General features: G+C 56.8%; 19 protein-coding genes and 3 pseudogenes. 7 read left to right on the top strand and 15 right to left on the bottom strand.

The window, feature by feature from the left end; all coding sequences use genetic code 11:
* Nucleotides 1-172 precede the first annotated feature (172 nt).
* The 3 genes from QMX93_RS09630 to QMX93_RS09620 all read right to left on the bottom strand — a co-directional run bounded on the left by QMX93_RS09630 (nt 173) and on the right by QMX93_RS09620 (nt 5,571).
* Entirely contained in the window at nt 173-667 is a 495-nt protein-coding gene (locus QMX93_RS09630; RefSeq protein WP_282355118.1) for a copper chaperone PCu(A)C, read from the bottom strand.
* Nucleotides 668-1,044: 377 nt separating this feature from the next.
* A complete protein-coding gene (locus QMX93_RS09625; RefSeq protein WP_282355114.1) occupies nt 1,045-2,097 on the bottom strand; it encodes an SCO family protein in 1,053 nt (350 codons plus the stop codon).
* 66 nt (nt 2,098-2,163) lie between these two features.
* On the bottom strand, nt 2,164-5,571 hold the full coding sequence (locus QMX93_RS09620) for an Ig-like domain-containing protein (protein ID WP_282355111.1): 3,408 nt from the start codon (nt 5,569-5,571) through the stop codon (nt 2,164-2,166).
* Between the two features lie 731 nt (nt 5,572-6,302).
* Here QMX93_RS09620 and QMX93_RS09615 point away from each other — a divergent pair.
* Nucleotides 6,303-7,733, top strand: a complete 1,431-nt coding sequence (locus QMX93_RS09615) for a sigma-54 dependent transcriptional regulator (RefSeq protein WP_282355109.1) — start codon at nt 6,303-6,305, stop codon at nt 7,731-7,733.
* An 838-nt stretch (nt 7,734-8,571) separates the two neighbouring features.
* Here the strand turns inward: QMX93_RS09615 and QMX93_RS09610 are convergent.
* A complete protein-coding gene (locus tag QMX93_RS09610; protein WP_282355107.1) occupies nt 8,572-8,877 on the bottom strand; it encodes a hypothetical protein in 306 nt (101 codons plus the stop codon).
* 242 nt (nt 8,878-9,119) lie between these two features.
* On the opposite strand from QMX93_RS09610, the gene QMX93_RS09605 reads away from it, so the two are divergent.
* Nucleotides 9,120-9,251, top strand: a complete 132-nt coding sequence (locus QMX93_RS09605; protein ID WP_349016338.1) for an inovirus-type Gp2 protein — start codon at nt 9,120-9,122, stop codon at nt 9,249-9,251.
* 81 nt (nt 9,252-9,332) lie between these two features.
* Here QMX93_RS09605 and QMX93_RS09600 read toward each other — a convergent pair whose 3' ends face one another.
* The 11 genes and pseudogenes from QMX93_RS09600 to QMX93_RS09550 all read right to left on the bottom strand — a co-directional run bounded on the left by QMX93_RS09600 (nt 9,333) and on the right by QMX93_RS09550 (nt 19,298).
* Complete coding sequence (locus tag QMX93_RS09600) at nt 9,333-10,343, bottom strand: CHASE domain-containing protein (RefSeq protein ID WP_282355105.1); 1,011 nt, start codon at nt 10,341-10,343, stop codon at nt 9,333-9,335.
* A gap of 28 nt (nt 10,344-10,371) precedes the next feature.
* A pseudogene (locus QMX93_RS09595) lies at nt 10,372-10,680 on the bottom strand (hydrolase or metal-binding protein); the annotation flags it as partial.
* Between the two features lie 77 nt (nt 10,681-10,757).
* The gene (locus QMX93_RS09590; protein ID WP_282355103.1) at nt 10,758-11,762 is read right to left on the bottom strand and encodes a lambda-exonuclease family protein; all 1,005 of its coding nucleotides are present in this window, start codon (nt 11,760-11,762) and stop codon (nt 10,758-10,760) included.
* Between the two features lie 53 nt (nt 11,763-11,815).
* A pseudogene (locus QMX93_RS09585) lies at nt 11,816-12,358 on the bottom strand (DUF932 domain-containing protein); the annotation flags it as partial.
* Nucleotides 12,359-12,433: 75 nt separating this feature from the next.
* Nucleotides 12,434-12,763 carry a hypothetical protein gene (locus QMX93_RS09580; RefSeq protein ID WP_282355101.1) on the bottom strand — a complete coding sequence of 110 codons (330 nt, stop codon included), beginning with the start codon at nt 12,761-12,763 and terminating at the stop codon, nt 12,434-12,436.
* 500 nt (nt 12,764-13,263) lie between these two features.
* Nucleotides 13,264-13,422, bottom strand: a complete 159-nt coding sequence (locus QMX93_RS09575) for a hypothetical protein (protein ID WP_282355098.1) — start codon at nt 13,420-13,422, stop codon at nt 13,264-13,266.
* 187 nt (nt 13,423-13,609) lie between these two features.
* Entirely contained in the window at nt 13,610-14,149 is a 540-nt protein-coding gene (locus QMX93_RS09570; protein ID WP_282355095.1) for a recombinase family protein, read from the bottom strand.
* A 157-nt stretch (nt 14,150-14,306) separates the two neighbouring features.
* A pseudogene (locus tag QMX93_RS09565) lies at nt 14,307-14,572 on the bottom strand (transposase); the annotation flags it as partial.
* Nucleotides 14,573-14,650: 78 nt separating this feature from the next.
* Nucleotides 14,651-14,935 carry a hypothetical protein gene (locus QMX93_RS09560; RefSeq protein ID WP_060495517.1) on the bottom strand — a complete coding sequence of 95 codons (285 nt, stop codon included), beginning with the start codon at nt 14,933-14,935 and terminating at the stop codon, nt 14,651-14,653.
* Nucleotides 14,936-15,181: 246 nt separating this feature from the next.
* Entirely contained in the window at nt 15,182-16,498 is a 1,317-nt protein-coding gene (locus QMX93_RS09555; protein ID WP_282355093.1) for a PAS domain-containing methyl-accepting chemotaxis protein, read from the bottom strand.
* Between the two features lie 721 nt (nt 16,499-17,219).
* Nucleotides 17,220-19,298 (bottom strand): bifunctional diguanylate cyclase/phosphodiesterase, encoded by a 2,079-nt coding sequence (locus QMX93_RS09550; RefSeq protein WP_198823054.1) that lies wholly within the window; start codon nt 19,296-19,298, stop codon nt 17,220-17,222.
* A gap of 331 nt (nt 19,299-19,629) precedes the next feature.
* On the opposite strand from QMX93_RS09550, the gene QMX93_RS09545 reads away from it, so the two are divergent.
* From QMX93_RS09545 to QMX93_RS09525, 5 genes are all read left to right on the top strand, one after another.
* The gene (locus QMX93_RS09545; RefSeq protein WP_082412254.1) at nt 19,630-19,896 is read left to right on the top strand and encodes a type II toxin-antitoxin system RelE/ParE family toxin; all 267 of its coding nucleotides are present in this window, start codon (nt 19,630-19,632) and stop codon (nt 19,894-19,896) included.
* Complete coding sequence (locus QMX93_RS09540) at nt 19,893-20,183, top strand: addiction module antidote protein (protein ID WP_060495514.1); 291 nt, start codon at nt 19,893-19,895, stop codon at nt 20,181-20,183. The genes QMX93_RS09545 and QMX93_RS09540 overlap by 4 nt, the downstream gene beginning before the upstream one ends.
* A 550-nt stretch (nt 20,184-20,733) precedes the next feature.
* Nucleotides 20,734-20,979, top strand: a complete 246-nt coding sequence (locus QMX93_RS09535; RefSeq protein ID WP_156356242.1) for a hypothetical protein — start codon at nt 20,734-20,736, stop codon at nt 20,977-20,979.
* Nucleotides 20,980-21,127: 148 nt separating this feature from the next.
* Nucleotides 21,128-21,898 carry a YiiX/YebB-like N1pC/P60 family cysteine hydrolase gene (locus QMX93_RS09530; RefSeq protein WP_198760205.1) on the top strand — a complete coding sequence of 257 codons (771 nt, stop codon included), beginning with the start codon at nt 21,128-21,130 and terminating at the stop codon, nt 21,896-21,898.
* A 15-nt stretch (nt 21,899-21,913) separates the two neighbouring features.
* Entirely contained in the window at nt 21,914-22,225 is a 312-nt protein-coding gene (locus QMX93_RS09525) for a TraY domain-containing protein (protein ID WP_218031593.1), read from the top strand.
* Nucleotides 22,226-22,640 lie beyond the last annotated feature (415 nt).

The raw sequence follows: 22,640 nt of genomic DNA, 5'->3' as shown, positions 1-22,640 counted from the left end.
GCATGCCGGGCGGAGTGGCAGGGCAACGGCCTATAAAGGCAGTCCCCTATGCCGAATCTTATAAGTAGTTTATTTTTAACGGTTTATTGTCTTTTTGTTTTTGATGTCTTACATGCGTGCTTTGCGTGATGAAACTCCCTGCGTCGGTGGAGTGGAGACCTTCATCAGGTCGCTATTCGCCATTGGTAGCCGTTCGGTGGCCGTTATGGGCGTCGTGGCTTGTCTGTGCTTCGGCTGGCTCGACTTTGACTTGCACTTCAACCTTGCCAGCCTTCTCGAACTCAAGCGTCAGCGGGAACTGCTCACCGGCTTTCAGTGGCTGGTCCATTCCGGACAACATCACATGGTTTGCCCCTGGCTGGAATATCACCTCTGCATGGGCGGGGATGTCCATGACCGGAGCATGCTGCATATCCATCAGGCCATCTTTGGGGGCCTGGGCGTGCAGTACGGATTTCTGCGCACGAGGGCTGCTGACCCCTACCAGTCGGTCGGCTTGGCTGCCCTGATTTTGCACGGTGAAATAGGCCGCGCCCCCTGGAAGGTCGACCGGCAGTTCCCGAGACCAAGGGTGTTCAATCAGCAAATTGCCGACCTTGTACTCATGGGCAAAGCTCGGTACGGCGCAAACAAGCAGGGCGGCAAGCCCTACAGTACGAATGATCATAGAGAGTTCCTTGTCGTAATAGACTGTACATAAAGCGTTGAACTTAGGCGGCAAGCCTCCCAAGTGCACATTGTTATGTTCAGAAGGCGATAACACAAAATGTCAGGAGTGGCATACAGGAGTGCTCTGAATAATCCCGGCTGTACCGCACTGCTGGATTGCCCTTCGGCGAAGCTCTGACGACCCCTCTGTGTGGAAAGGCTTTGAGACAGAATCTGATAAAGCCCCTTTTCCAGAAACTGAATCTGCTTTCGCCATATCGCAAGGCGGTTTGAATGACTGGTAAACAAGTGCTGCCGTTGCTAGTAACAGTTGGCATGGCTGCCGCCCCCCCCATGGTGTTGTCGCTCTTTAGAGGCGTGATGACTTGGTTGAGGCTACTCGTCGCGTTTTTGCTGGGCGATGGATGCCTCAGGCTGTAAGCGGTCGGATTCTTCCTCCAGGTAGGTCAGCACGGCGGTGATCTCAAGTTCGCCCAAGCGTAAATTCGGCATCGCCAAGCGGTTGTATTGTTCATACAACTGCATGGCCAAAGGGTCCTTTTCCGCCAACACCAGGTCAGGCTCCTTGATCCAGCGCGTCAGCCAGGCCGGGTCCCGTTGCCGGGTCACCCCCAGCAAATCCGGGCCGATACTGCGCATGCCGGCGTGCTCGGTATCACCGAGCGTATGGCAGGAGGAGCAGCGCGTCCGATAGATTTGCTCGCCAGCGCTGGGCGAGCGCACTGTGGGAGCATTGGCGTGATCATTGGTCTGGGTGCTTGCCAGCTTCCAGTTGTGCAGGCTTTTGCCTAGCCGGTCTGCCAGGACGTAGGGGTTCTCGAAGGGCGAGGCTTTCATCCAGCGCCCGGTGCTCTGATTACCAATGATCAGACTCAGGTTGTGATCTTTAGTTTGACCATCGTCCACGCCCTTGATGAACAGGCCGAGCTTTTGGCGCAACAGGGTGATGTCGTCTTTCTGGCCAGTCAAAAACTGCCAGCCAGGGCCAATCTTGAATTTCTCCGCGTACTGCTTGAGCACCTCGGGGGTATCGGTTTCTGGATCGATGCTGATGGAATAGAAAAACACATCGCGGCCGACCCGGTCGCCGAGCAGTTTTTGCACCTGGCGCAGACGCGCCGTTTCCAACGGACAGGAGTCGGTACAGGAGGTAAAGATGAAGTTGATCGCCACCACCTTGTCCTTGATCAGGTCATCAAAAAAGCGTACCGGCTTACCCTCCTGGGTAATCAGGGGCGTGTTGGGAAAGTAGTCCCGCCCCCATTGCTGAGCCGGGTCGTTTTCGCTGGTGGCCGCCAGCGACCACTGAGCACTGCAGAGCGTAAGGAACGGCAGCCAACGGCGGAGTGCTGCCCAGGTTTTCCAGCCCATGCCTTTTACCTCCAGAAGATGACCATGATGAACGCCGGGTATCAGGTCCGCGCTCATTGCCCCGTCACCCCAGCCTCCCATTCAGGCTCTTTCTGTCGCGCTGAACGGGAGGTTGGGGCGGGTTCAACGAACCGTTAACGGCGCGGTGATGGCTTTGCCGTTGACCGACTTGATCGTCACCGTCGGGTTCGGCGAAGGTCCGCTGCCAGTGGTGCTGGCGGACAGCCGCCAATGGCCACCGACCAACACCCGCGCAGTGCCCAGGTTCAACGCTCCGCTGGTAGTCGATGCGGTTATCGTGAGGGTGTCGCCGATTTTCAGCGAACTCGTCCCAGCCAGCTCCCAGGCATAACGGCTGTTACTGCGAACGACGACGTTGGCGATGGTCACCTTCAGGTTTTGATCAACCTCAACAGCAACCGGGGTGACCGATATGCTCACGTTGACCGGCGAGCTCGAGACAGCCCCCCGCGCATCCTTGACCTTGTATTCGAAGATCGCGCTGTAGGCTTCGCTTACCGTGGCGGGCGGTGTAAAGGTCACCCGGGTGCCGTCAGTGCTGACGCTGCCCTGACCTGAGTCCGGCTGGCCCAGGCTGACGACAGAGAGCGGCAGGTCACCATCAGGATCGCTGTCATTGGCCAAGACGTTGACGGTGAGCGGGACGCCGGCTTTGGTGGTGCCGCTGTCGGCCACGCCCACTGGCAATTGATTGGGCTTGTCGTCCTCGCCAGGCTCTTTATCGCCCTCATTACGGAAGGTCGGCAGCGCGGCGGAACTGATGTACTCCACACCGTCCCAGGTCGGCATGGGCGACGGCATCAGCTCGAACTGACCAGGGTGCTCAAGGTCAAAGCGCAGCAACATGGAACTGTCTTCGTGCTGGGTGTTGTGGCAATGCTCCATGAAGGTGCCGGCGAACTCGCGGAAGCGGATCGCCATCTCGACCTCGCCGGAGCTGTCTACTTCCGGTCCGACGCGGTAGAGGTCCTTGCGCGCCCATTTTTCCCACTCCGGCGGCACCTTGCCATCGCGGTTGAGAATGACCCCCTCCTCGAAGTGCACATGCACCGGGTGGCTCCAGCCATTGCCACCATTTTTGATTTTCCACACTTCGAGGGTACCGTCGCCACTGAAGCCCGCGTCCGTCGGGCCATTGGCCAACTGAGGCGCGGCCGAAATCCGCCGCGGATCCATGGAGTAGCCAAAGCCACCGTCAGTCTTGATGGTCCAGGGGGCTGTGTCAGTGCCGTCGGAACGACCAAATTCAAAGCTGCGATGGCGTGCCAGCTTAAGCTTGGCCTGGGTGTTCGGATCGTCACGATCGATCGTCAGCGGGATCATTTTCTTGCCAGGGGCTTTGCCAGGCTTGGCCGGCTCATAGGCCACCGGGTCCATGCTCAGGTCCTGACCGCTGTAGGATTTGACGTTCAACTGCAGGAATTTGCCGACCACCGGGTCGCCATCCCGCCATCTGGAGCCCTTGCTGGTCTGATCGATGACAGCCTTGTATTTCTCGGAAAGCACATCGGCTAACGGGACGGCGTCCTTGCTGGGGCCCTTGCCCGTGTCGTGCTCCATGAGGTTGACGAAAAAGATCTTGTCGCCGGTTTTAATCCCGTGCTTGGCGAAGTTGATGATGATGTCGTAGCGCTCGGCGATGGCCATCGTCGGCAAGATGGCGTTGTCGTCCTTCAGGTCGCCATTGCCGTTCAGGTCCATGCTGCCGTCGAAGGGGACGGCATGCTCCATGATGTTGCCGTCGTTGGCGATCATGTGGAACGGTACCCGGACGTAGGACACTCCGGAGCCCTGCGGTCCACGGAACTCACCGCCGTTACCCTGGATTTCGCGCACCACGGCGATCTTCACATAGCGCGACACCGACCCATTGAGGATGCGGAAGCGATAGTTGCGTGCACGCACGTCAAAATAGGGTTTATACAGCCAGTTGACCATCATCTGGTCGCCGATAAAACCGTCGATATTGAACGGGTTGAACCACAGTTGGCCGCTCTGATCCCAGGCCTTGTCGGCCACCGTCAGGTTGACGTCATAGTCGCGGTTACCCCACGGTAATGCCGAACCGCTGGGCAAACGCAGGTTGACACCGTCCTCCAGTGCTTCATTACCGCGATCCAGGGCACTGTAGTAGTTCATCATCGCCGCGTTGCCCTTGTAGACATTGTGGGCGGTGAAATCGAGCATATGGTCGTGGAACCAGTGCGTGCTCATGGTTTCGCGCCAGTCGCCACGGATCTTGATGCTGCCGTTTTCACAAGTCTTGAGGCCCGGACTGCTGTCGTTGACCCAGAGTGTTTCCCCCGGTGCGCAGGGGAATGCCGCCCGTGGGTCCTTCGCCTCGGTATTGATGGTGTCATAGCCGGCCAGTTGTACCGGCCAACGGTAATCGTAGTATTGACCCGGGAAGAAGAACGCGTTGGCATAACCATCGCTCTCGGCCGGATTGTGACCGTTATGCTCGTGGGTGCTCAGGGTGTGCAGACCGAAGCCTCCGTTCGCCGCCGGATCGATCGGCAGGGCGTTATAGTGGCGCATCATTACCGGCTGCCCATAGCGGACCATCAGCAGTTTGGGTGGCAGCGTGCCGTCGAAGGTCCACAGGGTTTTATGGTCCTGGATGGGCATATTCGGATGGAAACGGATGCCGATCCCTTTGGTCGAGCCCTCGGTGGCCGCAATGCCGGCAGTATTGTGATAAAGCCCGCCCGGGCCAAATTCGCCCTTGGCGTAGCCGTGCATCTGTTTGCTGTCGCGTAATCCCCGGTTGACCCGCGCGCCAGCTTGCGCCGTCTTGATCGAAGCCTGGGGGTAGAACTCGTTCCAGCGTTGGTGCGACCAGCCTTTTCCTGGCGGCCGTCCCTCGGCGGGTGAACCGACCGGATGGCGGTTGAGGAACCCTTCGATTTGCGCTTTCCAGGGATTGCGGTCCAATACGTTGGAATATTGCGTCGGGAACGGAGACAGCCCCGGCTGGCGCAGGAAAGCCTCCAGTGCCGAGCCTGAGGGGCCACTGCGAGCGACACTGTTGGGATCCTGCTCGGGGGCGGCGCCCGTGGTCGGAACCGGGAAGGTCATTGTGCCGGCCTCGGCTGTCGGATCGAGCTTATCTGTGCCAAATTCTTCGTACAGCAGCATTTGCTGGGTAAAAGGTTGGGCGCCAAACAGCGGACTGGGTTTTCCGTTGGTGGGGTAGTTGAACGACGTCTGCTGCGCCGGAGGCAGGACGTTTTCAGTGCGCGGGGTTGTTCTGTCGCCGTATTCACCGTTGGGGAGGGCGAGTGAACCATGGTTGCCCTCCGGCAGCGTTTTCAGCTCCTCCAACGCCGCCTGGGCGTCGGTGCGAGGGTTGGTATAGGCCGAGGAGTCGGTCGGTGGCGGCGGACTGACATCGTCGAGAGGCGACGCACTGGCATCAACCAGGCTGAGGGTGCCCAGCAGCGCAGACACTACGCTCGAGCGCCGGAAAAGGTTAAGAGATGATCGGCGCTGCGTATTATGGTTGTGCATAGCGTTTACCTCGCTCCATGCCTGATGGGCGGCTTCAGCCCAGCCCCCCCAGAAATGGCAATTTGCCACTTTGTTTTGGCATAAAGCAAAAGCTGCGCCAATCTGCAGAGGCGAGCGCGTTACAAAAAAACCTCCATTTATTCAATGGCTTGGCTGCCGCTATTGCTGCGGTTGGGAGCACGGCATTTTTTGGGTGGGGGTAGTTCCCCTTTTTTGGGCTCTCTGTAAAAAGCCCCCCCATTTTCACAAGTGGTTTGCGCACGGAGTTGCTCAGGCCCCTTGTGGGGGAGGAGTACCCAATACTGACCCCCAGTCCATAAGACCATGACCGCACTGCGACTGGCCTCGGAAGCCATTGTAAGCAATTGCTTACAATGGCTTAGGCAATTGCCCACTGCCCAATTACACGCGGGCCAGTTAATATCATCTCGTGTTGATGGATTGACACTGGCTAACACGGTTGAGAGTCAGGGAAATCGCAGGAGTGCGATGCATCAGGACGATGGCCCAATGGAAACGGAATCAGTAAAAAACGGCGCGACTTTCATCCCGCCGTTTTTTTTCGTCCGTAAAAAAGCCCACGTTGCGCAAAGCCTCCTGCCTTCAGCCCTCATCGAGCTACAAAAAAGATCGGCCTTGTCCTTGGGCTCGTGTGGGGGGAAGTGATGAGCCTTCCTAAACAACTGAAATCCATGTAGACCTAATGTTCGAAATGGTAGTGCGAGGGCAATATGGACCACAGAATACTGCTGGTTGAGGATGACGAGCTGCTGGCCAGCAATATCCAGAACTACCTGGAACGCAGGCATTTTGAAGTCAGGGTTTGCCACTCTGCCGAGGAGGCTCTGCAACTACTCCCGTCGTTTCAACCGGATCTGGTATTGACCGACAATGCGCTGCCCGGCATGAGCGGTCACCAACTGCTCCAGAAGCTCAAAGATCACACCCCAGATCTGAAGCTAATCATGCTGACCGGTCATGGCTCTGTGGATGACGCGGTGACCGCCATGAAGGAGGGCGCCTTCCACTACCTGAGCAAGCCGGTGGCACTGTCCGAGCTCAAATTGCTGCTCGACAAGGCCCTAGACAGTGAGCGGTTGGAACCTACTCCACCCTGCCAGCACAAGCAAGAAGCGCATAACGCCGGCATCCTGGCGCTGATCGGCGAATCCCCGGCCATGGCTTCGATGAAAAGTCTGATTAGTAAGTTGCTTGATGCTGAGCGGCGTATGCACAACAGCGACCTGCCACCGGTGTTGATCGAGGGGGAGACCGGTACCGGTAAGGAACTGGTGGCGCGGGCCCTGCATTACGACGGCCCGCGCAGAAATGACCCCTTCGTCGAGTTCAACTGTGCGTCGATTCCCGCGAACCTGATCGAGTCCGAGCTGTTCGGTCACGAAAAAGGCGCCTTTACCGACGCCAAAGACCTTCGTGTGGGACTGGTCGAAGCCGCTAATGGCGGCACACTGTTCCTTGACGAGATTGGTGAAATGGACCTGCTGCTGCAGGCCAAACTGCTGAAACTGCTCGAAGACCGTACCATCCGCCGGGTCGGCTCGGTGAAGGAACGTAAGGTCGATTTGCGGATCATCAGCGCTACCAACTGCAACCTCGAACAGATGGTTCAGCAGGGTAAGTTCCGGCGCGACCTGTTCTTCCGTCTGCGCATCATTTCGATCAAGGTACCGCGGCTTCAGCAACGTGGCGAAGATGTTCTGTTGCTGGCTCAGCACTTCTTAGCCCAGCACGGCAAACGTTATGGCAAGCCCAGCCTGCGCTTCGGAGCCGATGCACAAGCGCTGCTGCTGAGTTATAGCTGGCCGGGTAACGTTCGCGAATTGCGCAATATGCTGGAGCAGACTGTGCTGCTGACTCCGACCGAGGTGATCGGTGCTCATCAGTTAACGTTGTGCACGACCTTGAATGACGATTCCGCTATTGCTCATCTTGTCGATGAGCATCGAGTACAGGTTGACGCTCCCGTTCATGCCTCGGACAGCATGACGCTGGCGGAAGTCTCCAATAACAAGATCAGAGCAGTATTGAGCCAGACCGACTGGAACGTCACCAAGTCTGCGCGGTTGTTGGGCTTGAGTCGTGACATGTTGCGTTATCGGATGGAAAAGCTTGGGCTGAACAAACCGGAGAAAGTACTGTGAGGTTGCCGCGCCAAGTCTGGCACTAAGCATCGCCGCAGCCTGAGGTTGAGCCCGTGATGATCAGGGTATCCTCAAGCCATTTTTGCGGAGCGCTGCAGAGCTGAAGCGGAGAAGGGAAGTGCCAGGTCACGCTAATACTGCTTTGTCTGCTTGGCCCCATGCAGCCGCATTGCAGGATGGGGGCAGTACAAAGCGCCTTGGCTGCCGGTGATAGGGGGCACGCTCTACCTGCTTACGTGTTGATTCTCTCGCAAGAGCCTGTCTGACCAGGCAGATTTATCGATGCGCGATCAGGTCTGCCAAGGCACTGAGCGTTATCAGTAGGCTGAGCAAGACGATAGCAGAAATTGAGCCGCGCCAAATGAGGTAGCGGCGAAGGCGTTGATGGCCGCTCATGGCCTAGTCCTGCCGATTACAGGGCGATATGCGGTGGGCATATTGCTCATCAGTGGGCTCACGGTAACGCGCGTTGCCATTATTTACCTGCAAACTCCAAGGCTGGTTGCGTCCCGAAGAGTAAAAGGTATCGTCCGAGTCGGCATTGCGCCCTTCTGGACTGGCAGCTTTGGCTGACAGTTCAAACCATTCGCAATCACCCATGCAGCACCTCCATTCCTGGCGTCCAGTCCAGTCAGGTTAGAGTAAGGGGGCAAGTAAACACTTCACGCCCCTCTCTCCAGAACTGACCTATGCCTTGTCTTCATCATGACTCTGCCAACTTTTTCATGCATCGATACCGCCCAGAGCCTGCAGCTGATGGACGAGTTATCGCCACCCGCTCCGAGGATGAATAGGGCGCAGGCGACAAGGCGTCATGAGCCGCCGCACTCATAGCTGATCATGACGTCTGCCAGCGAGTCCTCTCGGGCTCCGCTGAAGCCGCGCCGGTAGCCAGTGCTCGGGCTCGACTAACCCCCCAGACCAGCGCCTGGCTCGTCGTCTGGTCTAAAAGTGAAGCGTAATACTCCTCGACTATCATCTTCCCCGCGCCGCCATACAGGCCGATGAAGAGTTGTGTTACGCCTTGACGGGAAACCCTTACCAGGGCATTGACCTGCGTTCCATCACTCAGCTCCTCGTCATGTGACTGACTGGGAAGCTGACAGTCCGACCACGCCCAATATTGACTCCCTCTGTGTTGCATTTCCCCCTCCCGAACTCGTTGGTACATTACGAGTCGTCTTAAAAACATAGCGGATTCAGGAGGGGTAGCCAGCGTCTATCGTTATTAGGCACAACATAAGTCCTTCGTCCTGACCTCGGCCGGCTTGGAGGTGTGTCTCAAGGCGACGAGAGTCTGGTTACGCCACCGTCAAGCCGGGGCTCGAAAGTCTCGACGTAAAGCGTTCGGTCTAGTGCCGATGCTGGGGCTGGTCTGGCTGCCGCCTGAGCAGGCGAGTCAGTTGCGGTAAGCCGGAAGGACAGACTGCGTTCTTTCACAGAACCAGCTATCTGTGCAAGCCGAGCACAAAGGCCCTTGGTGATGCTAATCATGGCTTTGGCTGCAGCCAAAGCTGAGTACAAGTGCTTAGTGCAGACAAAAAATAAGTGGCTCGGAGGGGGGGGGCGATGACAGCCCTAGCAGTAGCCAAGGACAGTCTATCGGACATTGTTATCGCTCAAGGCAATCCCTTCCCGCCCCAGTTGTTTGACGCTATACATGGCCTGGTCTGCAGACTTAAACAACGTATCGAGACTCTGGCCATGACTCGGGCATAGCGAGACTCCGATACTGCAGGAAACAGACACTACTCCTGCGGTAGTCTTGACTAAGAGTAACGCTACCATGGTGCTGCCAAAAAAATTGGGCTTGGAGTTCTCTCGTGTCTGTTTAGGTCGACTGACTGACTGCATCAGAATGAATGCGTTCTCGCCTTCATGCATCGAGAACACCGGCGATACGACAGGCTTCGGATTATTGTGGGTCCGGGACAGCGCGTAGGACAGGTAGCCGACGGATTCCAGTTTGACGCCGTAGACCGCACTGGCTGCCGAGAGTACCGGATACATGAATAGCACAGGCCATGTCTCGTTGAGATTTACCTGGCGTTGCGCAGGTTGATGGGTAAGGCTCGGGAAGTGCTTGAACTCAAAGTCCGGTCTCCACGTGCGGCGCAACAGCGCTTCGAAAGCGGCCTGCTCGGACATGGGTACCCCGCGTGCGACCTCAAGCATGTAAATATGAGGGTAAGCGGCTAAAACGGCTGCGGCATAACGGGCTGCAGCATCTGCGTCGCTTTGGTCGACGGCTTGGAGAAACGCCGAGAAGCCCGCTAAGACCGCTTCATTGGTATCCAGCTGATTGCGCACGATACTGGAAATATTCTGCACGTATTCCGAGAAACTCGTCTCCCAGTGGTGGATTTTTGACTTCAACAGCAAATGAGTTGAGAGACCGATCAGGCCGACGGCCAGGATGATGAATCCCACGAGAGAGCGCCGGCGTGTAGTCAGCATCGTGCCTTGGCCAGTTTTTATGAAGCCTATTGAAACTGAAACTGAAACTGAAACTGAAACTGGATGGCTCGGCTGTTGGTGATTGCTTGAGAGCATTGGGCTCACCGAAAAATTAAGCCGGCAGACCTTCGACTTCTGGCTGATTGAAGCCATACCGTTACTCATTGCCACGCATGTGGGTACAGGTCTCACCATTGCCGACGCACACCGGCCGGCCGGTGTTACGGTCGAAAAGACTGTAGTCAGCCCGAAAGTTGAGGTCCGGCTCGTTGAACAACAAACGGATCGGAATGCTGCGCAGTTTGCCATCCTGGCCATTACGCAGTTCCTCATTGAGCGGGTGCAGCAGCCAGCCGTCCCGGCTTTGTACCTGCGAGGTGATGGTGAATTGATCGTCTTTCTCCGGCAGACGTTTGCCGTTTTTCTCGACGACCTTGCCGATGGAAATACGCCCGAGTACAGGAGGGGTGATTGCTAAACCTTTGAGCATGGCGGTTATCCTTGATCTGGAAATAAAAAAGCCACCAGGACGTGAGCGGTCCGGGTGGCTTGAGTGAGGGGGTGTATTCAGGCAATCAGAAAGCGGCAGCTGCCTTCGCGGGTCTTGCCGTAGCGGATCTGCAGGTAGGGTTTGTCCTTGAGCATCTGTTCGACATCCAGCCCGGTGCTGTCCTTGGACTTCTTCCAGCTGATGTAGCCCTCGGCAAACTCCGCACGAGTGGCTGCGCCCATGGCCTGCTGCAGGACTTGCTTGAGCTGCACCTCGCGCGTCTCTTGCTGAGCAATGTTCTGGCGAACAGCCTTGAGCTCCAGGTAGGTGCTGGCCAGCTCCGTGTGTTGACTGAAATCCAGAGTTTGGCCGTTATCCTCGGGGTAAAGGCAACGCAACGCGGCTTCCGCTGAAGCGGTGCCATCGGCCGGTGGCGGGGTGTCACTGACCACGTAATCCCAGAACAGCCGCTCCAGGTCGATCAGCCGAGCAATCAGCGACTCGTCGCGTTCGATGCGATGGATCTCCAGGTGCTGGCCACCGAGCAGTACCGCCACATCTGCAGCCTGCTTGCCGGTCACGGCGAGCTGGTGCATGACTTGCAACTGCACATACTCGGGCACACCCTCCTTCCAGAGGCGTGCCCCGTTTATGCCGGCAGTCTTGCATTCAAGGATCTTTACAGCGTCGGCGCTGATGACCTCGCGGTCGATGTTGGCCAGCATCCACGGCAGTTGAGGATCAGGATGCTGCAACACGGCATTGACTCGCCGTACCCGGTTGCCGGTGCGCTGGGTGTAGTGGGCCGCCACAATCGGTTCCAGGATGTTGACCCAGTACGCTGGGCTCTCTTCATCCTGCGGATCGAGTTTGGGCAGTGAGGTGTCACGGCCGGTTTTCTCTAGCCACAGTTCCAGCTGGGACTTGTAAGGGGTAAGGCCCACGGCAGCTGCGGCATCTGAGCTGCCCATGCCTTGCTTACGTACGGCCAGCCAATCCTCTCTGGGCAGTTGTTTGGTGCCCACCAGGCGCAAGGCTGGACGGGGTTTGCTGCTGGGGTTTTGCAGTGTTTGCGTTGCCATGATGTTTTCCTGTGCTGCATAAAAACTCCCGGCCAGCAGAAGCTGACCAGGCGCTTTAATAGTTGAGTAGCGCCGTTCAGGGAGATGGTCAGGGTGTTGTTGCAAACCACACGCACGGTAGTCGGGGTCGCGGTGGTGGCCAGCGTGCCGTCACAGGAGGTGGCTAACAGCAGATAACCATTCACCTGATCGTTGCCCTTCAGCACGGTTGTCTGTCCCGTCCAGGCCAGCGCCCAGAACTTGCGGCCACCTTTGAGTATCCCAGCAGTTTCCAGTTCGTAGCCGGAGACCTCAGTCAGATCCCGGTAAAACTCCAGCACCTCACGGGGCTGCACCACCTGGTAACGGTTGGAAACCACTGACAAGGGGGCTTTGGTGTCGGAGCGGTACAGCACCTTCTGTTCCGGAAAGGAGTGGATCGTGCCTAGATTGCCGACAGTGTCGGCCTTGAAATGCACTGGGCTGTCCTGGATCTACCAGTTCATACCGGCTTCTCGCTGCCAGACCTCAAGTGGTTGTTTTTGCGTCAGACGGTTACCCAAACCATGCCTAGGGGTAGCGCCTACGTATTCCATTTGTTCGACAAGATGAGCCATGGGAGTGATTCCTTTGGACGTGCCGGCATAAGTGCTGCGCGAGCGCAGCACTGGCCGGAGAATTTTGTAAGGGTATTAGGCTGTTAGGTTTAAGCGATGATTGCAGGCGAGGCAAAGGTTGTGGGCAAGCACATGGCGATCGAGCGACTCACCCAATTGGGCGCCTAGCGCACAGCCGCCGACACCGCCGGCCAGGCCGCCTAGGATGGCACCTGACACTGAGCCGAGGGTGATGCCGACGGGTCCGGCGATAGCGCCGACAAGCGCACCAGCCTGACCACCTGCTAGAGCTGCGCTGACGCCACGGGCGGCACCGCCTACGGTGCCGATGGCTGCCCCGATTTTCATGGCGTGATGGAAAGAGGCAACTTTGGGGGAATGACAGCGAGGGCACTGTAATGACATGGGTCGAACCTTCTTGGTGTTGATGTCATTACGGTTATGTAGGACTGAAAATTTTTCGAATTGAATGGCTTTGCTGGCCTCTTCGGCGGCTCTCCCTTAACCCTAGAGCAGAAGAGGCTTGACCCTTTGGCCACTTCAAACATGATAATACATCACTTAATTCAAGTGATCCTGACGCGAGTAGCCAAGGCACTCACATGATCTTTTGAAGCACGTTTCTTGCTTAAGAATTTGGAGTTTGAGGATATGGAGGTCGTGTACTGGGAAGGTGGTCTTCTACGCCACGAAGTTGTTGCTATCGAGGCCATGGAGAAAACCTTCAAAGGCTCCGAACCGCCCAATGGGTCATCCACAGCGAAGGGGGGAACTCAACAGCGGAAAGCTCTTGCTGCCGGGACGGGAGGGATGTGGCCCTGGCGCGGATATGCGGGCTTCCGTTTTGCGGACGCTCACTCAGGCGTCATGAGCACCGCTAACGTCATGTTGATGAACTCTTCGTTCTAGCTGATCGTTTCCAGCGCGCCTCGCACGTTGCCTCCAACCTCACCGGAGCCACGCTGCTCGACCCAAAGGGTGAGCTCCATAATGGCCGCCTCGAGGGCAGGTTGGTTTTGATTGATCTTGAAGAGTAGGGAAGGGAGCAGGTCTGCGTTTGGCATCGTGATTCCTCCTTGAGTGAGCTAGTAGAATGCATGCCGCCGAGCACGGTTCGTCTAGGGTGCAGCATGCATAAATATTGGACGAGTCAGGTCGCCTGAAACGGTTTTTTTCGAGCCGCATTGCGATCTGATCGAGCCCTTTCGTACACCTTCCTTCTCTTTGCGGCTTCTCCTATAAGATCGACAGCTACTTCGACATCACGTAGTAGTTGTTCAGGGGGAGGAATGGGCAGATTTCCGCCACCGTGTGTTGCCGCTCGTGATAGAGGCGTAGGACCAGCTCCTGTTTGGCCGGATCAAGCCGCTTCTTACGGCCACCCTTGCGGCCACGAGCCCGCGCGTCGGACAAACCGGCTTGGGTACGTTCGCGGATCAGGTTGCGCTCGAATTCGGCCAAGGCACCGAATAGATGAAACACCAGGCGGCCACCAATCGAGGCAGTGTCGATATTCTCCTGCAAGCTGCGTAAGCCGACGCCGGCGGCGTCCAATTGCTCGACCAGCCGGATCAAATCCTTCAGCGAGCGGCCGAGGCGATCCAGGCGCCAAATCACCACGGTGTCGCCACGGCGAAGCGTGGTCAGCAAGGCAGTCAGCCCGACCCGCTCGGCCTTGGCGCCGCTGGCGGTATCCTCGAACAGGCGCTCGCAACCGACTTTCGTCAGCGCATCGCGTTGCAGATCGAGGAGTTGGTCGTCGGTTGAGACACGGGCGTATCCAATCAACATGGTGTTGTCCAACTATTCAGCGGTAACTCAGTGTAGTCGGATGCTGAAAGATGGAGACTGTAGTTGGATAGCAGCGATGCGGGGTTGTGTGAGAGTTTTGTCGCTTTCAGAAGGCAACAGCACTGAGGATCAGAAGCGGACTACACAGCAGGTGCACCTATCCCGTAACTGGCGGACCTTGAGAAGCAAGTTTGCCCAATCGCCGCAGGTTCTGTACCGCTGCCGCCAGAGTGAACTCATCGCTTGCGCCACTCATGCCTCGTAGTCACAAGCGATCCAATTTCAAGATGCGTTTGAGGTGGGCAAACAACATTTCACCTTTCTTACGTTCGTGGCGAGAGCGCGCGTACTCCGGCGTCGCTGCGATGCGCCGAGCCACATCACGGCTTCATGGGCGCTGCGGGCGACCTTGGGGCTAACAGAGAAAACGGAAAATTTCGTACGCTAAGCGCTTTGTCTGTCAGGCTGACCCAAGATCGCAGCGCGTCCTCATGGATACCGTCACGCATCGTTAGGCAAGCTCTGGATTTTTTCAGCGGCCACGGCCATGGCCACACATGCCATTCGATCACGCTGAATTTCAGTGATGACTCCCGCATCGCGTAAGCCCAAGGCATACCCCTCAGCACGACCGGCCACTTCCATCACCTGATGCAGGGATCTGCCTTCGATGATCTTGAGCAGCAGGTTCCCCCACTGTGCCGTCTGCCCGCTGCTTAGCCCCAAAACAGCCTCATACGCGGCGGTAGAATTCAACACATTACGGTCAGCTGGATCGTTTGACATGGATCAGATCCTTATAGAGTAAGGAGTGGCCTGTACGTCATACCACTCACCCTGTGAAGGCTAGGCCAGCCCCCCCATACCTGGCGTCCAGCAGGCGAAAAAAACCCACTGCGTGGTTTTTTTGTGGGGGGCGACTGAACGAAAACGTCGTTATGCGTAAGTGCTCAATCTGCCAGATTGCCACCAGTCATTTCCAAAAGATGACTGCACATCTGGATATGGCTTCCAGCAAATCAAGCGCCATGTTCACTGACCACGCTCATGGGCAAGCATGCTCACCGCCTGCACTGCATCGTTTGCTCCATCGCGAATCTGCTGGATCACCGCACCAGCCTGATTCGCCAAGTCGACACCTTTGGTCGCCCGTTCACGGGTGCCGTCCATGCTCTTGATTGCTAGCTGAGTTTCGCTCTGGATCATGTTAACCATCCCAGAAATTTCCATCGTCGAGCCGCTGGTACGTGAGGCCAATTGTCGAACTTCATCGGCGACCACCGCAAATCCACGACCCTGCTCACCCGCTCGGGCGGCTTCGATGGCCGCGTTCAAAGCCAGCAGGTTGGTCTGATCGGCAATCCCGTGAATGGTCTTGACGATGGCGGTGATCTGCTCAGAACGCTCTCCGAGCTTGGCGATGATGACCGACGAATCCTCGATATTAGCGGCGATTTCCCGCATTTCGCTCGCAGCTTGCTGGATAACCACCGTGCCATGTTCGGCAGCTTGGCGTGTCTCGACTGAGATGTGATACGCCTGACTAGCGCTCTGAGTGTCCTGCGCATGCTTCTCAACCATCGCGGTGACGTCCGAGGCAAATTTCACCACTTTGCTTAACTGCCCGCTGGCGTCATACACCGGGTTATAGCTGGCCTCCAACCACAGGGTTTGCCCACGCTTGCCGACCCGTTCAAATTGCCCGTTGAAAAACTCGCCTTGATTCAGTCGCCGCCAGAAGTCCTGGTATTCACTACTGCTAGCCAATGCAGGCTTACAGAACAGTCTATGGTGCTTGCCCTTGAGTTCGGCCAAGCTGTAGCCGACCAGACTCAAGAAGTTCTGGTTGGCATCAACAATACTGCCGTCCAGGTTGAACTCGATAATACCCATGGCCCGGTCGAGGGCTTGCAACTTGCCTTTGGTTTGGCTCTCGTGTTGTACCTTCAACGTGACGTCAAGCGCATATTTAATCACCTTCACCACGCTGCCCTGCTCGTCCTTGACCGGGTTGTAGCTGGCCTCCAGCCAAATTGGCTGGCCATTAGCACCCACTCTTTCAAAGGTTCCTGATTCGAACTGGCCGCTTTTGAGGTGCTGCCAGAAGGCTTGGTACTCGCCGCTACGCGCGTAGTCTGGCAGGCAGAACTGTCGGTGCGGCTGACCAAGCACTTGCTCTGAACGATACCCCATGGCCTTAAGAAAATTCTCATTCGCCGCTAGGACGATGCCATTCAGGTCGAATTCGATGACCGCCATGGAGCGGTTGATGGCTTCGAGCTGACTGGCTTGCAGGGCGATGGTCTGTTGCTGCGCATTAATGGTTTTTTTAGAGGCGTTGAACAACATGATGTCGGTAGCCTTGAAGAGGAGGGATCGTGGTGGGCAGTCCTATTCTGTTCGATTGCTAGCCACAGCCATTGGCCGTTGATTGCGCAATGCCACTATCCATGAGCGACGATCCCAGACTGCTAGATCCGGTACGTAAATTCAACGGGTGAACTGTAGGGTTAATATCCAGCGCCGTAGCACCGCAAACGCTGGATTAGCAAGGGCTTAAGCGTTCGCGGCGCTGGCAAATGATTGATGTAGACTTGCGAGATAGGGCCAGCGCCGTGGGGCAGAAACCTGTGAAAGTCATCTGCCGTGTGTGCACGGCACTAAATTACCGCGAGGATTTGATCTGTAGTTTTTTGTGTCTTTTCGTGTCCGCGAAAATCACGAAGACGAACTAACAAGCCCAAGTAGTTGTGGACTTGGCCGGTCATGCGTCCCTCAATTGCCGCACGCGTACGATTTTTCCGAATTCTGCGGGCTTCCGTCATTGCCTCTGAGAGGCTAGCGGCGGGCCCTCAGCACTTGGTCAGCAGGTGCGGAGCATTCGCGGCACTGGCTGCTGACCGGAATCTATCTGCGCTGTACAGCCTGTGGCGCCGGACAGGCAGCCAGTGACGACAATCGGCTGTTTGTGCACGAGCGGAGCTGTCCGCGGGCCGGCACCACCCCTAGCGCGAGCTGGCCTGCATCCTGCGGGCTCCTTGCAAAACGTCGGCTTGCTCCCTACAGCGCATCAAGCAGTCGCTGTAGTCTCGGCAATCGGTGTTGCAGTCAGACTTTTGACCAGCAGTTCTGCGGGTAAAGGACGGCCAAGCAAATAGCCTTGCAACGTATGACAGCCTAGTCGGGTAAGCAACTCTTGCTGTTCTGCCGTCTCCACCCCTTCGGCCACAATCTTCAGCCCCAGTGTTTGGCCCAGCGCAATAATCGCCGAAACAATTGCCGCATCGTCATTGCCCTGAGCCAACTCGGTGACAAAGCCTCGGTCGATTTTCAGTTCATTGGCCGGTAGGCGCTTAAGATAGAGCAGACTGGAGTAGCCCGTCCCGAAGTCATCGATGGAGATGCTCACCCCCAGTTCTGCTAGTTTTTTCAGGACTACCAAACTGGCCTCGGCATTGCGCATGGCGGTGGACTCGGTGACTTCAAGAACGAGATGACGAGCATCCAATGAATGACGCTCCAAGGCCATGCGTACAATATTGACCAAGCCGAATTGCCCCAGTTGAACCGTGGACAGGTTGACCGCAATGCTCCAGTCCTGATGCCCCTCGTCGTGCCATTCGCGCATCTGGCGGCACGCTTCGTCGATCACCCAGTTGCCAATGGGTATGATCAGACCGGTCCTTTCCGCGAGTGGCAAGAAACTGTCTGGCGGGACCAGACCGTGATCCGGGCTTTGCCAGCGCAATAACGCTTCGACCCCGATCATCGGGCCATTGGGAGCAAGCATTTTCGGTTGGTAGTGCAGGACAAATTCGCATCGATCCAGCGCCTGATGCAGATCGTGTTGAAGTTGCATCTGTTGATGGGCATTGGTGTTCATCGTCTTTTCGAAAAAGCTGTAGCCACTACGTCCTATTTCCTTGGCGTGGTACATCGCGGCATCCGCGTTAACCATCAACTCATGCGCGGTCAGACCATCATTGGGGAACAAGGCAATACCAATACTGGCTGAGACGTGCAGGTTATTGCGGCCGATGTGATAGGCATTACCAATGTTCTCGATCAGCCTTTGCGCTAGCATCGCCGCATCTTCGGGCTCCCCCGTATCAATCAACAAGACAAACTCATCGCCTCCTAGCCGCGCCGCCGTGTCCTCGCTGCGTTGGGTGTCGAGAATCCGCTGTGCGACCTCGATCAGCAAAAGATCGCCGACGTGATGCCCGTACAGGTCGTTGACGGCCTTGAAACCATCCAGATCCATAAATAGCACCGCAAAATGACGCTTTTCCCGTGCAGCTTTTTGAATGGCTTGCTCTAGGCGATCATCCAGCAGGAAGCGATTGGGCAGCTTGGTTAGGTTGTCGTGCAATGCCAGCTGAACCAGTTCACTGTTGGCCCGATCAAGTGAGGTCGCTAGCAACTTGGTACGCACATCCAGCATGGAAATGATTAAGGCAATAGCGAATACCGCCAGACTCACCACAATCACCAGCACTGCCAGCCACTTGGTATCGATGCCGGTGTTTGCCGCCCCGCAGAAGCTTCCGACAGGAAACTGCGCAGCAGCCATGCCGGTGTAGTGCATGCCGACGATGGCACAACCCATTACCAGCGACGCCCCGATACGGGCATAGGTAGCCTTTTTTGAGTCTTTGCGCAGTTGGAAGGCGATCCACAGGGCCGCCCCTGAGGCAAGAACCGCAATGACAATGGACAGGGCAAATATCCAGGGAATATAGATCACACTCGGCGTCATCAACATGGCAGCCATGCCGGTGTAGTGCATGGCCGCAATGCCGCTACCCATCAACAGGCCACCTAGAGCCAAGCGAGCCCAAGGCAGATCCTTCTGGCAAACCAGCCAGAGCGCAAAGGCCGATGAGGCAATGGCGATCAGCAGCGACAGGAGTGTGAGCGGGATGTCATAGCCCAGGGAAATGGGAAGATTGAAAGCGAGCATGCCGATAAAGTGCATTGACCAGACACCGAACCCCATGGCGAACGAGCCACCGATCAGCCAAAACGCGGATGCTCTCCCCGTAGAGCTGGACACTCGACTGGCCATGTTGAGGGCCGTGTAAGAGGCAAGAATGGCGACAATCAGAGAGAAAGTGACGAGGACATTGTTGTAGCTGCTCAGAAGCATAAAACTCCCATCCTTAGCGTACGTGGCGAAGCCGCGCGAAAATATCAATAAGCCACTATAAACCGATTTTTTGTGCCCAATGTATAACTTAGGCGACATTGACCCGTAAGTGGGGTATGCCGAGATCAAGCAAAAACTCCACCGTGGACTGCACAAGCGACTCCATAAGTAGTTGATTTCTAAGTAATTATATAGCTTCCGAAGCGCTCGGAACTTTACGCCCTCCTGCCTGCGGCTCTGCCGCCAGGCGTAACCGCCGGTAAGGTTGATACGGGGAGCCCGCAGAATTCGGGAAAAACCGTACGCGAAGCCCGCATTTGATTGACCTTTTGTGATTTATAAAATACAAAAGGATCAGCGGGCAAAGGCCGCAATTGCCGCTCGCATCTTCCGCTTGGCGAATGGTCTACCCGGCGACGTGTCACCAGTCGGCCGGGGAGTAAGCGAGTTGAGGATTCACTATGGCCCAGGCTATCGGGTTTACTTCCAGCAGCGCGGGACAGAAATCGTCATCCTGCTATGTGGTGGAGACAAGAGCAGCCAGACCAGGGACATAGAAACGGCGAAACGCCTAGCAAATGAGTGGAAACCGCAATGACCGAGCCAATTTATGACTACGATCCCGCGCAAGCGCTGGACAGTCCAGAGGCGATAGCGGTGTTCATCGCGGACGCCCTGGACACTGGAGACGCCGCCTATATCGCTAAGGCTATGGGAGTGGTTGCCCGCGCCAAGGGGATGACCGAGCTGGCCAAGGAAACGGGGCTGGCCAGAGAGCAGCTTTACAAGTCGTTCAGCGAACGCGGGAACCCTACACTGAAAACCATGCTGGTAGTGATGCGGGCACTGGGAGTTGATTTGACCGCCAGACCGCATACGCAATAAGAACACGTCCGGCACCCTGCGCAACGTCAGGATAGGGCCGAACCCTGCATTTTCTGACGCTTCGCCGGCAGCCTCTATGGCCTCAACCTGACAGGCCGCACGCTTAGCGGATTTTGTCCGTTTTCTCTATCGCCCCCGACTTCAAGACCTCCCTACGTGCACAGGGAGCAGAATCCAAGGTGCGGGACTACACGAACGAGGCATTCACACGCTTGGCGGAGCGCATCAAGCAGCTTACCGGTTGATTAGGGGCTTTGGAGAGGATGTTCAGTCGCAGCTAATCTGAGCCAGAGGGCTCCGTCAGTCGCAGATAATCTGAGCCGAAAATCGCGTTGATTGCGAGCGCGGCTATTTTCGATTGCAAGCCGTTACAACTACAGTCTGAGCAGGTCAAGGTAATGGCGAAAAGCTATGATCCAAATCGAGATTGTTGAGCGGGCGGCGAAAGAACGCCATGCGCTCGTTTCCGTACTTGGGCATGACTGAAGCATAAGGCCCGCTGAGTAGCGTCGCGGTGTAGCAGTGCTATCGTTTAATTTCTGCAGCCGATATGGAAGTCATTGAAGTGGCTACTCGCGTTCAAGAAATAGATTGCTTTGAAGCAGTAGACAAATCTGGGTGTCGATACACGATCACTGAGTCGGCGAGTCAAACGTCATTGGATGCCATGAATGGCATGACGCAATGGGTCAGCCAATCAACCTACTTCAGAGCGCTGGGCTTTGGTCCGGTCGGCCAAATTAGTGATTCGGAATTTGAAATTTTTCTCGTTGGGGTCAAGGTAATACGAGTTTGATCGAGCAGGCCGAAGGCGAAATCGGGGTTTTAGGGAGCAATGGAACTCCATGTTGGACCATAGCGCAGAGGACGTGCTCGGCCTGACGAAGTGAGCCTGTCCCGTGGCTTTGCGCTGGCCTTATCGTCAGCCCAACCTGGAGCAAATGATGTCCTTGTTACATGCCCTTGGCCTTCGCCTGGCCGCCCACCTGACGCGGCCGCGCCCAGGCCACAGCCAGCTGCCGGCTTTCCCGCCGGAACACCTCGCCGCCACCCTGCGTGTGGGCGACGTGCTACTGGTAGAGGGCACCAGCCGCCTCTCCAGCGCGATCAAGTACCTGACCCAGTCCACCTGGTCGCACGCAGCACTCTACGTCGGCGACCGCCTGGCTCCTATGCCCGGCGCTAGCGAGCCGGTGCGCGCGCTGATCGAAGCCGATGTAGTGGCTGGCGTGCACCTAGTGCCGCTGGCGGACTTCCTGGACCAGCACACTCGCATCTGCCGCCCGGTCGGGCTGGATGAGACCGACCTCGCGGCGTTGCTGGATTTCGTGCGCGTGCGGCTTGGACAGGGCTACGATCTGCGCAACCTGTTCGATCTTGCCCGCTACCTGATAAGGCCACCACTACCTGGGCGACTGAAGCGGCGGATGATCGCGTTTGGCAGTGGCTCTCCCACCCGTGCGATCTGTTCGACGCTGCTGGCACAGGCTTTCGAGTCAATCCACTACCCCATCCTGCCGGAGATCGACAGCAGCGATCCCCTGCATCCGGCGGTAGAACAGGCGCGTCGCGAGCTGTTACACATCCGCAACTACAGCCTGTTCGTGCCACGCGACTTCGACGTCTCGCCATACTTTCGCATCGTAAAGCCGAAGTTGCAGCAGTCTTTCGACTTCCATCGCCTAAAGTGGGCTGAGGCCGGTAGCAACCTCTAACTATGGAGTTTGGTCATGGTTGTTATTCGACTGCCTTCGGAGCTGGAAAACCTTGCCAAAGCCACCGGCAGAACCAAAACCTTTTATGCCCGGGAAGCCATCGTGGCGCACCTGGATGATCTGGAAGACCTGTATCTAGAGGAACAGCGCCTGCTGGGTAACCCGGGAGGGGCGCTCGGAGTCGGTACCCTTAGAGGATGTGATGAAGCGTTATGGCTTGGCGGATTGAGTTTGATCACACTGCAGAGCGCGGGCTCTATCGGTAATCGGACCGAGTGCGGCCTATCAGGCTGTGCATCGCTCAACGCTCTATCGAGCGCTGGATAAATTGACGGCCGGGCGTGCGAGGATAGGTCGATGTCTACGCCCATCCATCAATAAAGCCTAGAGTGGTTTACGCTAAAAACTTTATAGATCATCCGCTTGCGACGAAAATGTCCTAATTTTCCTTTGTCTCGGCATGCCCCCCACTACGCTCTGTCGCGGGCGAATCTCCTGCTCCAGGAGTGTGACCAAACGACTTTAAATAGTCACGGCCGTGTCGCTGACTGGGAATAGCGACACAATTGCCGCCCTTGCTGTGTGGGTGCGCAGATGCGGGACGTCCTCAATGCGGAGCTGGGTGGTTTCCTCATGGCACAAGCCGTGATTGAGCAGAACCGCCAGAATCGGCTGATGGAGTCAGCCTTTCGGAGAGCACTCATCCAATGCTTCCAACAGCGCTTTGGCTTGATGGTTGCCC

The sequence above is a fragment of the Pseudomonas sp. PS01303 genome (assembly GCF_029959385.1).
Taxonomy (GTDB): domain Bacteria; phylum Pseudomonadota; class Gammaproteobacteria; order Pseudomonadales; family Pseudomonadaceae; genus Aquipseudomonas; species Aquipseudomonas rustica.
Note: the sequence above shows the minus strand (reverse complement) of the source record. Positions and strands in the feature narration are given on the sequence as shown.

What these genes read in the sequence shown, in the direction of transcription:
- QMX93_RS09630 (WP_282355118.1), bottom strand. Translation starts at nt 667, where the DNA reads ATGATCATTCGTACTGTAGGGCTTGCCGCCCTGCTTGTTTGCGCCGTA.
- QMX93_RS09625 (WP_282355114.1), bottom strand. Translation starts at nt 2,097, where the DNA reads ATGAGCGCGGACCTGATACCCGGCGTTCATCATGGTCATCTTCTGGAG.
- QMX93_RS09620 (WP_282355111.1), bottom strand. Translation starts at nt 5,571, where the DNA reads ATGCACAACCATAATACGCAGCGCCGATCATCTCTTAACCTTTTCCGG.
- QMX93_RS09615 (WP_282355109.1), top strand. Translation starts at nt 6,303, where the DNA reads ATGGACCACAGAATACTGCTGGTTGAGGATGACGAGCTGCTGGCCAGC.
- QMX93_RS09610 (WP_282355107.1), bottom strand. Translation starts at nt 8,877, where the DNA reads ATGCAACACAGAGGGAGTCAATATTGGGCGTGGTCGGACTGTCAGCTT.
- QMX93_RS09600 (WP_282355105.1), bottom strand. Translation starts at nt 10,343, where the DNA reads ATGGCTTCAATCAGCCAGAAGTCGAAGGTCTGCCGGCTTAATTTTTCG.
- QMX93_RS09590 (WP_282355103.1), bottom strand. Translation starts at nt 11,762, where the DNA reads ATGGCAACGCAAACACTGCAAAACCCCAGCAGCAAACCCCGTCCAGCC.
- QMX93_RS09580 (WP_282355101.1), bottom strand. Translation starts at nt 12,763, where the DNA reads ATGTCATTACAGTGCCCTCGCTGTCATTCCCCCAAAGTTGCCTCTTTC.
- QMX93_RS09575 (WP_282355098.1), bottom strand. Translation starts at nt 13,422, where the DNA reads ATGCCAAACGCAGACCTGCTCCCTTCCCTACTCTTCAAGATCAATCAA.
- QMX93_RS09570 (WP_282355095.1), bottom strand. Translation starts at nt 14,149, where the DNA reads ATGTTGATTGGATACGCCCGTGTCTCAACCGACGACCAACTCCTCGAT.
- QMX93_RS09560 (WP_060495517.1), bottom strand. Translation starts at nt 14,935, where the DNA reads ATGTCAAACGATCCAGCTGACCGTAATGTGTTGAATTCTACCGCCGCG.
- QMX93_RS09555 (WP_282355093.1), bottom strand. Translation starts at nt 16,498, where the DNA reads ATGTTGTTCAACGCCTCTAAAAAAACCATTAATGCGCAGCAACAGACC.
- QMX93_RS09550 (WP_198823054.1), bottom strand. Translation starts at nt 19,298, where the DNA reads ATGCTTCTGAGCAGCTACAACAATGTCCTCGTCACTTTCTCTCTGATT.
- QMX93_RS09540 (WP_060495514.1), top strand. Translation starts at nt 19,893, where the DNA reads ATGACCGAGCCAATTTATGACTACGATCCCGCGCAAGCGCTGGACAGT.
- QMX93_RS09535 (WP_156356242.1), top strand. Translation starts at nt 20,734, where the DNA reads ATGGAAGTCATTGAAGTGGCTACTCGCGTTCAAGAAATAGATTGCTTT.
- QMX93_RS09530 (WP_198760205.1), top strand. Translation starts at nt 21,128, where the DNA reads ATGTCCTTGTTACATGCCCTTGGCCTTCGCCTGGCCGCCCACCTGACG.
- QMX93_RS09525 (WP_218031593.1), top strand. Translation starts at nt 21,914, where the DNA reads ATGGTTGTTATTCGACTGCCTTCGGAGCTGGAAAACCTTGCCAAAGCC.